Source organism: Kitasatospora sp. MBT66 (genome assembly GCF_000710405.2).
GTDB classification, from domain to species: Bacteria; Actinomycetota; Actinomycetes; order Streptomycetales; family Streptomycetaceae; genus Kitasatospora; species Kitasatospora purpeofusca.
Map to the genome: position 1 here is coordinate 391,882 of NZ_JAIY01000016.1, position 13,113 is coordinate 404,994.

Sequence of the window (13,113 nt, forward strand, 5' to 3'; positions counted from 1 at the left end):
AGTGACGCAATGTCCGATGGACGGATCTTCCGTGAAGCATGGATCGCGGGTGTGTCGAAGCACTACCCGGGCGAGCCCAAGGCCGGATACATCGCTCCTTGGGACGAGACGCCCGCGTGGGAGCGCGAGTGTGCCACCGCCGTGTTCGGCCAGGTCCGTGACTTCATCAGTGTGAGTGGCGGGAACACGTCCAAGCTCACCCGGGAGCAGAAGGGACGCTTCGTCGCGACGTGCTGGATCGCTCAGATCCACAAGCACATCGAGGACCCCAAGCCTGGCTATGTGGCCGACTGGGCCGACCTGCCGTCCTGGCAGCAGGAGACCGATGCAGACATCTTCGAGGCCATCGAGCGCGCCGGATCCTGATCCGGGGGCGGACGGCGTCGAGGCCCGGCCCGGTGGGGATCACCGGGCCGGGCCTCGTGGGTGTGCTCGTGATCAGGCCTGCCAGTGGGGCTTGCCGCTGACCATGCGGCAGGTGATCACGCGGCCGCCGGCCTCGTGGGTGGTCTTGCCGAGGTCGGCGTCGCGGCAGAACTGGCCGGCCTTGTAGCAGTTGCCCGCATTGGACTTGATCTCGCAGTCACCGGCGGCGGCCGCGGGCTTGGTCTCGACCGGCTTGGTCTCGGCCGGGATCGGGTCGGTGGGCGGCTGGGCGGTGGTCGCCTTGGGCTGGGGGGCCGCCTTGCTGGGGGTCGGCTGGGCGGCCTTGGGCGGGGCGGTGGTCGGCACAGCCGGGGCGACCGGGGCGACCGGCGCGGGGTCGGCGGCCGGCTTGGTCGGCTCGGGTACGACGGCGGTCGGCGCGGGGGCCGGGGGCGGCGTCTGGACCGGTGCGGCCGCCGGGGTGGTGACGGCCGGGGCGGCCGGGGGCGGGGTGGTGGCCGCGACCGGGGTGGTCGGGACCGCCGGACCGGTGACCGCGACGGTGGCGGTGTCCGCCGCCGTCGGGTCGCAGCCCGTGAGGGCGAGACCGACCGTGAAGACGAGTCCGGCGACAGCGGCCAGGCCGCGACGACCGCCGCGCATCCGTGAAGGCATGGACGTGAGCACTCCGTTCCACTTGAAAGAGGATCGTGAGTCAACCAGACCTTTCACACCATCTGTCCATCGTTCAAGCACTTGTAAGCAGATCGAGATCCGGCCATCACGGAGGGTGGCCGGACTCGTCAGTACGATCACCCACCGCCCACTCCGGCTACGGAGTCACGGCGACGTTGGTCAGTCCGACCGTCGCACCGGTGACGGTGTTGGACGCGTACACCACGTTGGGACGCCCCGCGCAGGCCGAGACCGAGGTGATCCGGATCGCGTAGGCGCCGGTGCCGCCGAGGTCCGAGGTGTTGCCGCGCCAGGTGTTCCCGCAGCCGTTCGGGAAGGACGGGGAGGTGACCGGATTGTGCGTCTCGTAACCGTTGGCGAAGGTGCCGGGCGCGGCGAAGGTGCCGCGGTTGCCCTCGACGAGGTAGCCGCTGCCCTTGACGTCCACCCAGGAATCGGCGGAGTTCTCGCCGCTGATGCCGCGCCCGTCGAAGGTGTTGCCCCGGATCGTGCCGCCCGAGGTGCCCTCCTTCACGTCGATGCCCTCGGCGGCGACGTACGGGCCGATCCGGTTGTTCTCGACCAGGACCCGGTCCGAACGGTCGGCGCCGCCGGTGTTGCCGTGGCAGCCCCAGTTGGAGTTCGCCGAGCCGAGGTAGACACCCTCGCCGTATCCGGGCTGGGCCTGCCCGGTGTACTCGACGACCGAGTTGCGCAGCACCCCGTCGGCGGAGGAGCGGCGGAAGTGCACGCCCTCGCCCTCGACATGGTGCACGTACAGGCCGTCGGCCACCACGTGCGGCGAACTGTCCAGCACGACGCCCTTCTTGGAGTCCTTCACGGTGAATCCGGTGAGGTTCCAGTAGGGCGCGCCGTACAGCCAGAGGCCGTAGCCGGAGTCCCAGCCGGAGGTCGGGACCGGGCAGGAGGGGGCGGAGCCCGACGGGCCGTCGTTCACGAGGACGGCGGTGCGCGGTCCGGTGAGCGTCACCGGCTGCGCGGCCGTCCCGGCCCGCTGGGCGACGAACGAGCCGTGGTACTCGCCGGGCGCGAGCCTGATCGTCTGGCCGGGCGCGGCCGCCGCCAGCGCGGCCCGCAGCTGGGCTGCGGTGGACACGTCCACGGTCTGCGCGACGGGCCGGACGGCCGCAGCGGCGGGGGCGGCGGGGGCGACCGCAACAGCGGGGGCGAGCAGCAGGGCCGCGGCGGTGGCGGCGGCCAGGACGGCGGGGTTCGGGGACACGGGACCTCCGGGGCGACGGTGACAGTGACGGCGACGGTGACGGAGTCGATCAAGTTAAGGTCCCTTACTTTCTTCCCCGGTCCGCCCGCCGTCACGCCTGCGCCCCGGCCGGCCCCACCCCGGTGACGCCCCACCCCGGTGACCCCTCAATCCGGTGACGCCCCCCGGTGACCCCTCAGTCCGTCGGCGACGAGCGGCGCTCGAAGACCTCCGGGCGCGCGAGGTCGAGCGCCGTGGCGAGAGCGCCGAGCAGGACCGCCTCCTCGCCGAGGCGGCTGGCGGCGAGGGTCGGCCGCATCGGCGTGAGGCGGTGCAGGGCCTGGCCGAGGGGTTCGAGCAGGAGGTCCGCGCTGCCGCCTATCCCACCGCCGAGCACGATCAGGTCCGGGTCGAGGACGGCGGACACCACGGCGAGGGCGTAGGCGAGCTGCCCGACCGCGCGGTGCACGGCGGCGGCGGCGAGCGGGTCGCCGGCGCGGGCCTCGTCGAAGACCTGCTTGGCCGTCAACGGGCCCGTCATACCGAGCTCCAGCGCCGTCCGGACCACCGCCTCCGCCGCGGCGACCTGCTCGACGGTGCCGCCCGGGGTGCCGTCGGGGTGCGGCGGGAGCGGGACCATGCCCACCTCGCCGAGCGCGCCGTGGGCGCCGAGCAGCGGCTCGCCGTCCTTGACCACGCCGACGCCGAGGCCCGTCCCGGCCACCAGGTAGACGAACATCCGGCTGCCGCTCCCCCGCCCGGCGCCCAGGGTGTACTCGCCGAGCGCGGCCAGGTTGGCGTCGTTGCCGACGGTGATCGTGGTCTCCAGCCCGGCCGCGATCCGGTCGAACAGCCCGGGTCTGCCCCAGCCCGGCAGGCTGGTGGCGTAGCGCACGCCGCGCCGCTCCTCGTCCCAGACGCCCGGGGTGGCGATCACGGCGTGCACGATGTCGGCCGCCGCGACCCCGGCCTCGGCGGTGGTCTCCCGGGCCGCGGCCACCACGGCGTCGGCCACCGCGTTCGCCGTCCGACCCTTGTTGGGGACGTCGCGGCGGGCCACGATGTCCCCGGCGAGGTCGGCGACGGCGACCCGCAGCCGGGCCCGGCCGATGTCGACGCCGAGCACGTGCCCGGCGAGCGGGTCCGGCTCGTACAGGACGGCGGTCCGCCCGCGCTCGGGGACGAAGCGCCCGGCCTCGCGGGCCAGCCCGGCCTGTTCGAGGGCCGCCAGCGCAGCGGATACGGTGGGCTTGGACAGGCCGGTGTCACGGGCGAGCTGGGCCCGCGAGGACGGGCCGCCGAGGCGCAGCCGTTCGAGCAGCAGCCACTCGTTGTTGCTGCGCAGCCGCTGCCGGTTCCACGGCTGCGCCGGCGTGGGGCCCGGCGGAACGGTGGTCGGCAGGTCGCGGCTCATCAAGTCCTCCGGTCCGGTTGTCTCTCCCGGGCACGACACGCCCTGGGCACCAGCCAGTATGACCCGTTGTCACACCTCCCACCGGGGGGTTCCCGTCCGGGGCGGACACGCTCACGCGGAAGGGAAGCGGCGGGGAAGCCGTGAAGAAGGCGAACGAGGGAGCGGTGGAGGTTCGGCGGGAGCGGTGGGACATCACACTCCTCTTGCCACTATCAACTTATAACGCAAGGGGGGCCTTGCCGCAAGGCCCCCGTCCTGCCGCACAATCATCATCCTCACCCGAACCAACCCACCCGGGAGTTTTGCTCAGTGCACCAGCCCCAGTCGGAACAACGGATCGGAACCGCTGCCATGACCACCCCCACCACCAGCGTGTTCGACCTTCCCGACCGTCTCGCCGCCAAGGCGGACCCGGCCCTGGTCGGCCCGGACGAGCGGCACTTCGCGGCCGTCGCGGAGAGCCTGGAGCGGACGATCGCCGAGGCCTCCGACAGCCTCGACGCCGTCCTCCGCGCACCCGGCGGCGCCGGCCGGGCCGCGATGGACCGGGACATCGAGGTCCACCGGCTGACCGGCCGCCTGCGCGCCCTGCGCCGCTTCGGGCTCGACCTGTGCCTGGGACGGATCGTCCCGGCGGACGGCGCCGAGCCGGTGTACATCGGGCGCCTCGGCCTGACCGACCCCGAGGGCCGCCGGCTGCTGATCGACTGGCGCTCGCCCGCCGCCGAACCGTTCTTCGCCGCGACCCACGCCGACCCGATGGGCCTGGCCAGCCGCCGCCGCTACCGCTGGACCGACGGGCGGATCACCGACTACTGGGACGAGGTGTTCGTCACCGAGGGCCTCGACGGGCACGCCGCACTGGACGACCAGTCGGCCTTCATCGCCACCCTGGGCGGCAGCCGTTCGGCGAAGATGCGGGACGTGCTGGCCACCATCCAGGCCGACCAGGACGCCATCGTCCGGGCCGGCTCGCGCGGCGCGCTGGTCGTCGACGGCGGCCCCGGCACGGGCAAGACCGTGGTCGCCCTGCACCGCTCCGCCTATCTGCTCTACTCCGACCCGCGCCTCGGGCACCGGCGCGGCGGCCTGCTGTTCGTCGGCCCGCACCAGCCCTACCTGGACTACGTCGCCGACGTGCTGCCCAGCCTCGGCGAGGAGGGGGTGCGGACCTGCACCGTGCGGGACCTGGTCGCCGAGGGCGCGGTCGCGACGGTCGAGGCGGACCCGGAGGTGGCCCGGCTGAAGGCCTCGGCGGGCATGGTGCGGGCGGTCGAGCAGGCCGTGCGGATCTACGAGGAGCCGCCCACCGAGGGCATGACGGTCTCGACCGACTGGGAGGACGTCCGGCTGGACCCGGACGACTGGGCCGAGGCCTTCTCGGCCGCGGACCCGGGCACCCCGCACAACGAGGCGCGCGAGCAGGTGTGGGCGGAGCTGGCGGAGATCCTGCTGACCAAGCTGAAGGGCGGCGAGGACATCCCGGTCGAGCTGTTCCTGCGCTCGCTGCGGCGGGACCGGGAGCTGGTCACGGCCCTGCACCGGGCCTGGCCGCTGCTGGAGGCCGCCGACGTGGTCGGCGACCTGTGGACGGTGCCCGCCTACCTGCGGCTGTGCGCCCCCTGGCTCGCCCCCGACGAGGTCCGTCGGCTGCAGCGCGCCGAGCCGCAGGCGTGGACGGTGTCGGACCTGCCGATCCTGGACGCGGCCCGGCAGCGGCTCGGCGACCCGGGGGACGCCCGTCGCAAGCGCCGGGAGCAGATCGCCCTGGCCGAGGAGCGCGACCGGATGGCCGATGTCATCACCGCCATCATCGACTCCGACCACGACGGCGAGGGGGCCGTCGCCATGCTGCGCGGCCAGGACCTCAAGGACACCCTGGTCGACGGCAGCTCCCTGCCCGCCGCCGACCCGGACCGGCTGGCCGGGCCGTTCGCGCACATCGTGGTGGACGAGGCGCAGGAACTGACCGACGCCGAGTGGCAGATGCTGCTGTCGCGCTGCCCGTCCCGGAGCTTCACCGTCGTCGGTGACCGGGCCCAGGCCCGGGAGGGCTTCACCGAGTCCTGGTCGGAGCGGCTGGACCGGATCGGTCTCGACCGCGCCCGGGTGGCCTCGCTGAGCGTCAACTACCGCACGCCGGAGGAGGTCATGGCGGAGGCCGAGCCGGTGATCCGGGCCGCCCTGCCGGACGCCAACGTCCCCACCTCGGTGCGCCGCAGCGGGGTGCCGGTCACTCGCGGCCCGCTCGCCGATCTGGACGGTGTGCTGGCCGACTGGCTGGAGGCGCACACCGAGGGCACGGCCTGCGTGATCGGCGACGCGGCCTTCGCGGCGGAGTTCGGCGCGACCTGCCGCGAGGAGTTCCGGGCGAGCGGCCGGATCCGGGCGCTCACCCCGCGGCTGGCGAAGGGGCTGGAGTTCGACCTGGTCGTCCTGGTCGACCCGGCGGGCTTCGGTGAGGGCGTCGGCGGTGCCGTGGACCGCTATGTCGCGATGACCCGCGCGACCCGGCAGCTGGTGGTGCTCACCGGGGCCTGACCGGTGCGCGTCCCCGGCGGTGGCGTCCCGTCACCACCGCCGCCGCCGGGGGCTGGAACGGCCACCGGGCCCGGGAGCCGGGAACCGCCGCCGGGTACGGCCGGCCCGGGCTCAGGCCACCCAGCCCGCCGTGATCCCCTGGACGGCGGACCCGTCCAGGTCCGCCAGCTTGGCGCCGACGAAGGCACGGGCCCGGTCCGAGGTCTGGACGCGGAACGGCGGCCGCTCGTCGGTGAGCGCGGTGACGATGCTCGCCGCAGCCCCCTCCGCGCTCTGCGCCTGGTCGAAGGCCGTCCGGGTGCGGGCCGCGTAGGCGTCCAGCGCGGGCGCGTACGGACCGGCGGCGGCCAGCAGGGCCGGCAGGTCGATGCCCTGGCTGGCGACGAACTCGCTGGCCACCGCGCCCGGTTCGACCACCGTGACGGTGACGCCGACGGTCGCGGCGACCGGGGCGAGCGACTCCATGAAGCCCTCGACGGCGAACTTGGCCGCGCAGTACGCCTCGTTGAAGGGCTGGCCGACCACCCCGCCGACGCTGGTCACGGTGACGACCCGCCCGCCGCTCGCCCGCAGGTGCGGCATGGCGGCCCGGGTCACCTCGACCACGCCGAAGAAGTTGACCTCCATCACCTCGCGGACGGGGGCGAGCCCGTCCTGCTCGACGGTGCCGACCCGGCCGGAGCCCGCGTTGTTGACCACGGCGTCGAGCCGGCCGTGCCGGGCGACGACGTCCGCCAGGCACGCGGCCACGGAGCCGGTGTCGGTGACGTCGAGCCGGGCGATCTCGATCCGGTCCGCGACGCCGGCCGCCTCGGCGGCCTTCGTCAGCGGGCCGGAGCGGCCGGTGTCGCGCATGGTGGCGACGACGCGGAAGCCGGCGCCGGCGGCGGCGACCGCGGCGGCCAGGCCGATGCCGCTGGAGGTGCCGGTGATGAGAACGGTCCGGTCGCTGGTGGTCACGGGGACTCCTTGGATCTGCAGACGTCATTTGTGTGCGTGCACACACACCATAGCAGGATGCGTGCGCGCACACGCAAAAAAGGTAGGCTCCCGGTATGTCGCAGCGCACCGACCTCACCCTGGGAGACCTCACGGCCCGCGACCACGCCTTCTACGGCCTGGTCTGGGCGGGCACGACCCTGAGCGCCCGGGTCGACCAGGCCCTCGCCCGGGCCCACGACCTGCCGCTCTCCTGGTTCGAGGTGATGCTCTGGCTGCAGGGCCAGGCCGAACCGGTCGCCGCCTCCGACCTGGGCGCCAAGACCCTGCTCAGCCGCAGCCAGGTGTCCCGGGTCGCCGACGCCCTGCAGGCCCGCGGCCTGGTCGAGCGCGCTCCCTCCCCCACCGACGCCCGGTCGGTGCGGATCGCGCTCACCCCGGAGGGACGTCGGCTGTTCGCCGAGGCCGACGCCACCCGTCGGGCGGCGCTCGCCGAGGTCTTCGACGACCGCCTCGACGACGGCGACATCGCCGCGCTGGAAGCGGTGTGGGCCAAGCTCAAGCGACCCGCAGGAGCCTGAGCGGCCGGGCGCCGCCCGTCCTCCCGTCCTCCCGTCCTCCCGTCGACCCGATACCGGAAGCCCGCCGACCGGTCAAGGATGCGCAACTCCCTGGGCGAGCCGCGCCCCGGAGCGTGATCATGGACCTATGCGGTTCCGGCACCACGACGGAGGAGACGGCGGCACCCCCACGAGCGCGGACACCACCGCGCTCGCGGCGGCGGCCGCGGCGCTCGCCGGGAGCGGGCCGGACACTACCGACAGCGACAACCCCGACCTCCTGCGTGAGCTGCTCGACGTCCTGCCGGCCGGCGTCGCCCTGCTCGACACCGAACTGCGCTGGCTGTACCTGAACGCCGCCTTCGCCACCGTCACCGGTCTGCGCCGGGCCGAGCTGCTGGGGCGCCCGGCCCCGGACACCGCCTTCGCCGAGGCCGTCGGCACGCTGCGCCGGGTCCTGGACGACGGCCGCGACCGCGAGCGCGTCTCCGGCGGCCCGGACGGCCCGGGCGCGCCCGTCCCGGCGGGCCTGCGGGTCCGCTACCGGCCGCTCACCGCCGGCGGCCGCGTCATCGGCGTGGTCGTGGCCGTCCTGGACGATCCCGATCCGGTCCAGGAGCTGCGCCGCGAACTCACCCGGGCCCGGACCAGGCTCACCCTGCTGGAGGCCGCCGCCGAGCGGATCGGCACCACCCTCGACATCGACACCACCGGCGCCGAACTCGCCGCGTTCGCCGTACCCCGGCTGGCCGAGCTCGCCACCGTCGACGTCCTGCCGCCGGACACCGCCGCCCGGCCCGGCGGGGCACCGGGCCTGCGGTTCCACCGGGCCGGACTGGCCGCCGCGGCCGCGCTGCGCCCGGACGTCGGCGCGCTGGCCCGCCCGGGCGAGTCGGTGCGCCACCGGGACGGTTCGGTGGCGGCCCGCGCCCTGGCCTCCGGGGTCGCCGTGCTGCTCGCCCCGCGCGACGACGAGCAGCTCGCGGCGGCGGCACCCGATCCGCACACCGCGGCCGCCTTCCGCTCCGCCGGGGTCACCTCGCTGCTGGTGCTGCCGCTCACCGCGCGCGGTGAGATGGTCGGCCTGCTGACCCTGGCCCGCACCGCCGCCTCGCCCGGCTTCGGCCCGGACGACGCGGTACTGGTCGGCGACCTCGCCGCCCGGGCCGCGACCGGCATCGACAACGCCCGCCGCTACAGCCGCTCCCAGGGCATCGCCCTCGACCTCCAGCGCGCCCTGCTCAGCGAACCGGGCAACCCGCACCAGAACCTCGAACTCGCCTCCCGCTACCTGCCGTCCGGCAGCAGTTCGGTGGTCGGCGGCGACTGGTACGAGACCGTCCGGCTGCCGTTCGGACGGACCCTGCTGGTCATGGGCGACGTGATGGGCCACGGCGTCGAGGCGGCCGTCGACATGAGCAACTACCGCTCCACCCTGCGCGACGTCGCGGGCATGGACCTGCCGCCGCACCGGATCCTGCGGCAGCTGGACACCGTCATCGCCGCCAACGAGTCCGCCCGCCCGGCGACCTGCCTGCTCGCGCTCGCCGACCCCGGCCGGAGCCGGTGGACCTTCTCCTGCGCCGGCCACCTCCCGCCCGCGCTGGTCGCGCCCGGCCGGCCCACCGAACTGCTGCGGATCCCGACCGGCCCGCCGCTCGGCACCGGGGTCGGCGGCTACGAACAGACCACCCGGGCCCTGCTGCCCGGCGAGACCCTGCTGCTGTACACGGACGGGCTGGTGGAGCGGCGCGGCGAGGACATCGACGTCTCGCTGGCCCGGCTGGCCGCCCTGTGCCTGCCCGTCACCGGCCCGCTGGACGACCTGCTCGACGCCGCCCTGCACGCCCTCGGCCCGTCCTCCGAGCACCCGGCGGAGGACGACATCGCCGTCCTGGCGGCCCGGCCGAGGCTCCGGCCGCCGCCCCGGGCGTAGCGGCCCGGGCGGAGCGGCCCGGGCGGAGCGGCCCGGGGCACGCCGGGAAGGGCGCGCAGGTGGCGGACTCAGAGCTTGCCCAGGGCCTGCTCCAGGTCGGCCCAGAGGTCCTCGGGGTGCTCGATGCCGACGGCGAGCCGGACGGTGCCGGGGCCGATCCCGGCGGCGGCCAACTCCGCGTCCGAGAGCTGGCGGTGCGAGGTGCTGGCCGGGTGCATGACGAGGGTGTGCACCCCGCCGAGCGAGGGCGCGAGCGAGGCGAGGCGGAGTGCGCCGACGAAGGCACTCGCGGCCTCGCGCCCACCGGCCAGGTCGACGGCGAACACCCCGCCCTGGCCCTCCGGCAGCAGTCGGCGGGCCAGCTCGTGGTCCGGGTGGCCCGGCAGCCCCGGGTGGTGCACCGCGGTGACCGCCGGGTGGGCGGCGAGCCGTCCGGCCAGGTCGAGCGCGGACTCGCAGTGCCGACGCACCCGCAGGCCCAGGGTCTGCATCCCGCGCAGGGTCAGCCAGGCGGCGAACGGGTCCAGGGACGCGCCGAGTTCGACGCCGTGCTCCCAGACCCGGTGGTGCAGCGCGGCGTCGGCGAAGACGGCGACCCCGGCCAGCACGTCGGAGTGGCCGCCCAGGTACTTGGTGGCCGAGTGGACCACGACGTCCGCCCCGTGCTCGATCGGGCGGCAGAGCAGCGGGGTGGTGAAGGTGTTGTCCACCACGCTCAGCACCCCGGCCTCCCGGGCGACGCCGATCAGAGCCGGCAGGTCGGTGACCCGCGCGGTCGGGTTGGAGACCGTCTCCAGGTACAGCAGCCGGGTGGTGGGCCGCAGGGCGGCGCGGACCTCCTCCGGGTCGTCGCCCCGCACGTGGGTGACCTCCACGCCCCAGCGCGCGGCCAGGTCGGCCAAGGCCGCGAAGGTGCCGCCGTACAGGCTCTCCTGGGCGATCACATGGTCCCCGGAGCGGAGCAGGGCGAGCAGCACGGTGTTGATCGCGCCCATCCCGGAGGAGGCGGCGATCGCACCGCTGCCGCCCTCCAGCCCGGCCACGGCGCGCTCCAGCGAACGGACCGTCGGATTGCCCAGCCGGTTGTAGAGGAAGGCCCGGTCGGGCCCCCCGAAGGCCTCCGCCAGCGCGTCGCCGTCGGGGAACGCGAAGACGTGGCCCTGATGGATCGGCACGCCCAGCGGCCGGCTTCCGACCACCTCCTCGACGGGCGGGTGGACGATCCGGCTCTCGGGACGCAGCCCGTGGTGGAAGTCGCTCATCCCCCCATCCTGACCGCGTCCGCCGCCGGCGGGCCAGGGCCAATTCCAACCGGGTGGCCCCGGATTCGCGGTCGCCGGATCCGGACCGGCCGGGGGTCAGGAACCCCGGCCGGGTTCGGAACCCCGGTCGCCGGGTGCCTGCCGTCGACCGACCGTCCGCCCCTCCGCACCCCTGTCGCGGAGGGACGGACCGGTCCCGGGGCACCCGGCGACCGGGAGCCGCCCGCCCGCCGGATCAGGGACCGCAGCCGAGCAAGTCCCGGATCGACGCGGCGGTTTCCGGGCCCGGCCCGGTGTGCGCGGCGGGGCCGCTCACAGCGACTCGGGGACGCCGGGGGTCAGCAGGCGCAGCCGGCCGGTGAGGTCGGGGGCCGAGAAGGCCCCGGGGATGGCGGCCGGGTCCTCGCCGAGGTGCTCCCAGGACTCGTAGTGGATCGGGACCACGGTGCGGGCGCCCAGGACGCGGGCGAGTTCGGCCCCCTCGCGGGCGCTCATCGAGAACGCCCGGTCACCGGTGGACGGGAAGTGGGCGTCGCCCAGGTGCAGGAAGGTGGTGTCCACGGCGAAGCGTTCGGCGATGCCCGACAGCGCGTCGTGGCGGACGGTGTCCCCGGAGAGGTAGAGGGTGCCGCCCTCGTACTCGACGACGAAGCCGGTGACCGGACCGGTGACCTCCTCGGTACCGGGCGGCCCGTGCCGGGCGGGCGTGGCCGTCACGGTGACGGTCGTGGCGCCGGCGGTGATCCGACGGCTCTCCCAGGTCGCCAGCCCCTCGGCCGCTCCCCCGAGCCGTTCGGCGGCCTCGGGCGTGGTGAGCACGGTGGTGGCGCGGGCCAGCACGGTCCGGCCGGTCGGGTCGAGGTTGTCGGCGTGCTGGTCGTGGGAGAGCAGGACCAGGTCGATCGGCGGCAGCTGGTCGGCGGTGAGCGCCGGGCCGGCCGTGCGGCGCAGCGGGCGGGCCGCCGGGTAGTCGGCCGGACCGGGGTCGAGGGCCGGGTCGGTGAGGACGGTCAGGTCGCCGATCCGCAACAGGACGGTGGCGGTGCCCAGGTGGGCGGCGGTGACGGTGACCGGGGCGGTGGGCGCCGGTGTGGTGGTGGTCGTGGTGGTGGTCGTAGTCGTGGAAGTGGTCGTGTTCTGTGCTGGTGCGCTGTGGTCGGACATCTCTCTGCTTCCCCCGTCGTACGTGCGGTGCTGCTGCCGTGGCGTCAGCCGCGGGCCGCGCGCTCCGCCTTGGCGTCGATCTTCTCCTGGAGCGCGGACAGCAGGCCCTGGAGCAGACCGATGGTGATCTCGTCGGTGAGGTTGCCCTCCTCGTCGAAGCGCTCGTGCGCCCGGAAGACGATGACCTCGGGCTTCACCACGACGTCGGTCTCGGTCCAGACGAAGACCTGGCGGAGCGCCAGCTGGGCGCGGACGCTGCCGAAGTTGGTCGGCGCGGCGCCGAGGATGGCGGCCGGCTTGCGGTGCAGCGGCAGGCCCTCGGTGCGGGTCCAGTCGGTGCTCAGCCAGTCGATGGCGTTCTTGAGCACGCCGGGGATGGAGTAGTTGAACTCGGGGGTGGCGATCAGCAGGCCGTCGGCCTCGGCGACCCGGCGGCGCAGGTCCTCGACGACGGCCGGGCGCAGCTCGGGGGTGTCAAGGTCCAGGTCGTACGGCGGGATCTCGCGCAGGCCCTCGTAGATCTCGATCTCCTGGCCGCCCGGGTTGAACTTCTGGGCGGCCTTCAGCAGCCGGGTGTTGTGCGAGTCGGCGCGCAGCGAACCGGAGATGGCGAAGATCTTGGACGCGGTCATGACGTACTCCTCGGTGGTGATGTGACTGCCTGTGATGCGACTGCCCGTATGACACGGGTGTGACTGCCGGTGCCGTGGTGACTGCCGGGGTCGACACCGAGAAAACTAGACGGACCAGTTCATTCTGTCAACTGAACTGTTCAGTCTTGACACTGAACTGAATGGTGTAGTTCAGTCGACCCATGACCACGACACCCGTGCACACCGCCCCGACGACCGGCCGCTCCGTCGCCCGCGTCGTCCCCCCGTTCCACACCTTCGAGGGTGCGGGCTTCCCCGTCCGCCGGCCCTTCCCCACCGCCGAGCTGCCCTTCCTCGACCCCTTCCTGATGGTCGACCAGGTCGGCCCGGTCGACCTCGCCCCCGGCGAGGCCAAGGGGGCTCCCCCGCACCCGCACCGCG

General features: G+C 74.5%; 11 protein-coding genes and 1 pseudogene. 5 read left to right on the top strand and 7 right to left on the bottom strand.

Annotated features, from left to right (window positions below; translation table 11 throughout):
- The first annotated feature begins 9 nt into the window (after positions 1 to 9).
- On the top strand, positions 10 to 366 hold the full coding sequence (locus BI06_RS37630; RefSeq protein ID WP_030393086.1) for a hypothetical protein: 357 nt from the start codon (positions 10 to 12) through the stop codon (positions 364 to 366).
- Between the two features lie 72 nt (positions 367 to 438).
- Here BI06_RS37630 and BI06_RS54245 read toward each other — a convergent pair whose 3' ends face one another.
- The 3 genes from BI06_RS54245 to BI06_RS37645 form a co-directional block, all read right to left on the bottom strand.
- Entirely contained in the window at positions 439 to 1,041 is a 603-nt protein-coding gene (locus tag BI06_RS54245; RefSeq protein ID WP_233290451.1) for a hypothetical protein, read from the bottom strand.
- A gap of 157 nt (positions 1,042 to 1,198) precedes the next feature.
- Entirely contained in the window at positions 1,199 to 2,284 is a 1,086-nt protein-coding gene (locus BI06_RS37640) for a right-handed parallel beta-helix repeat-containing protein (protein WP_082558967.1), read from the bottom strand.
- A 175-nt stretch (positions 2,285 to 2,459) separates the two neighbouring features.
- The gene (locus BI06_RS37645) at positions 2,460 to 3,677 is read right to left on the bottom strand and encodes an ROK family transcriptional regulator (RefSeq protein WP_051742740.1); all 1,218 of its coding nucleotides are present in this window, start codon (positions 3,675 to 3,677) and stop codon (positions 2,460 to 2,462) included.
- Between the two features lie 351 nt (positions 3,678 to 4,028).
- Here BI06_RS37645 and helR point away from each other — a divergent pair, with 351 nt between their 5' ends.
- Positions 4,029 to 6,218: an RNA polymerase recycling motor ATPase HelR gene (gene helR / locus BI06_RS37650; protein WP_043475838.1), complete on the top strand. Its 2,190-nt coding sequence runs from the start codon at positions 4,029 to 4,031 to the stop codon at positions 6,216 to 6,218.
- Positions 6,219 to 6,329: 111 nt separating this feature from the next.
- Here the strand turns inward: helR and BI06_RS37655 are convergent, their stop codons facing one another.
- Complete coding sequence (locus BI06_RS37655; RefSeq protein WP_030393090.1) at positions 6,330 to 7,178, bottom strand: SDR family NAD(P)-dependent oxidoreductase; 849 nt, start codon at positions 7,176 to 7,178, stop codon at positions 6,330 to 6,332.
- Positions 7,179 to 7,273: 95 nt separating this feature from the next.
- On the opposite strand from BI06_RS37655, the gene BI06_RS37660 reads away from it, so the two are divergent.
- Positions 7,274 to 7,738: a MarR family winged helix-turn-helix transcriptional regulator gene (locus tag BI06_RS37660; protein ID WP_043475841.1), complete on the top strand. Its 465-nt coding sequence runs from the start codon at positions 7,274 to 7,276 to the stop codon at positions 7,736 to 7,738.
- Positions 7,739 to 7,865: 127 nt separating this feature from the next.
- Positions 7,866 to 9,653, top strand: coding sequence for a SpoIIE family protein phosphatase (locus BI06_RS37665; protein WP_082558968.1), 1,788 nt, complete (start codon positions 7,866 to 7,868; stop codon positions 9,651 to 9,653).
- 68 nt (positions 9,654 to 9,721) lie between these two features.
- On the opposite strand, the gene BI06_RS37670 is transcribed toward BI06_RS37665, so the two are convergent.
- The 3 genes from BI06_RS37670 to BI06_RS37680 form a co-directional block, all read right to left on the bottom strand.
- A complete protein-coding gene (locus tag BI06_RS37670; RefSeq protein WP_030393093.1) occupies positions 9,722 to 10,915 on the bottom strand; it encodes a PLP-dependent aspartate aminotransferase family protein in 1,194 nt (397 codons plus the stop codon).
- Between the two features lie 312 nt (positions 10,916 to 11,227).
- Positions 11,228 to 12,079 carry an MBL fold metallo-hydrolase gene (locus tag BI06_RS37675; protein WP_082558969.1) on the bottom strand — a complete coding sequence of 284 codons (852 nt, stop codon included), beginning with the start codon at positions 12,077 to 12,079 and terminating at the stop codon, positions 11,228 to 11,230.
- A gap of 44 nt (positions 12,080 to 12,123) precedes the next feature.
- The gene (locus BI06_RS37680; protein WP_030393095.1) at positions 12,124 to 12,711 is read right to left on the bottom strand and encodes an NADPH-dependent FMN reductase; all 588 of its coding nucleotides are present in this window, start codon (positions 12,709 to 12,711) and stop codon (positions 12,124 to 12,126) included.
- Between the two features lie 182 nt (positions 12,712 to 12,893).
- On the opposite strand from BI06_RS37680, the pseudogene BI06_RS52670 reads away from it, so the two are divergent.
- Positions 12,894 to 13,113 (top strand): annotated as a pseudogene (locus tag BI06_RS52670) (pirin family protein); the annotation flags it as partial.

Coding starts and splice junctions, on each gene's coding strand:
- BI06_RS37675 (WP_082558969.1), bottom strand. CDS start 12,079: ATGTCCGACCACAGCGCACCAGCACAGAACACGACCACTTCCACGACT.
- BI06_RS37680 (WP_030393095.1), bottom strand. CDS start 12,711: ATGACCGCGTCCAAGATCTTCGCCATCTCCGGTTCGCTGCGCGCCGAC.
- BI06_RS54245 (WP_233290451.1), bottom strand. CDS start 1,041: ATGCCTTCACGGATGCGCGGCGGTCGTCGCGGCCTGGCCGCTGTCGCC.
- BI06_RS37665 (WP_082558968.1), top strand. CDS start 7,866: ATGCGGTTCCGGCACCACGACGGAGGAGACGGCGGCACCCCCACGAGC.
- BI06_RS37630 (WP_030393086.1), top strand. CDS start 10: ATGTCCGATGGACGGATCTTCCGTGAAGCATGGATCGCGGGTGTGTCG.
- BI06_RS37660 (WP_043475841.1), top strand. CDS start 7,274: ATGTCGCAGCGCACCGACCTCACCCTGGGAGACCTCACGGCCCGCGAC.
- helR (WP_043475838.1), top strand. CDS start 4,029: ATGACCACCCCCACCACCAGCGTGTTCGACCTTCCCGACCGTCTCGCC.
- BI06_RS37670 (WP_030393093.1), bottom strand. CDS start 10,915: ATGAGCGACTTCCACCACGGGCTGCGTCCCGAGAGCCGGATCGTCCAC.
- BI06_RS37645 (WP_051742740.1), bottom strand. CDS start 3,677: ATGAGCCGCGACCTGCCGACCACCGTTCCGCCGGGCCCCACGCCGGCG.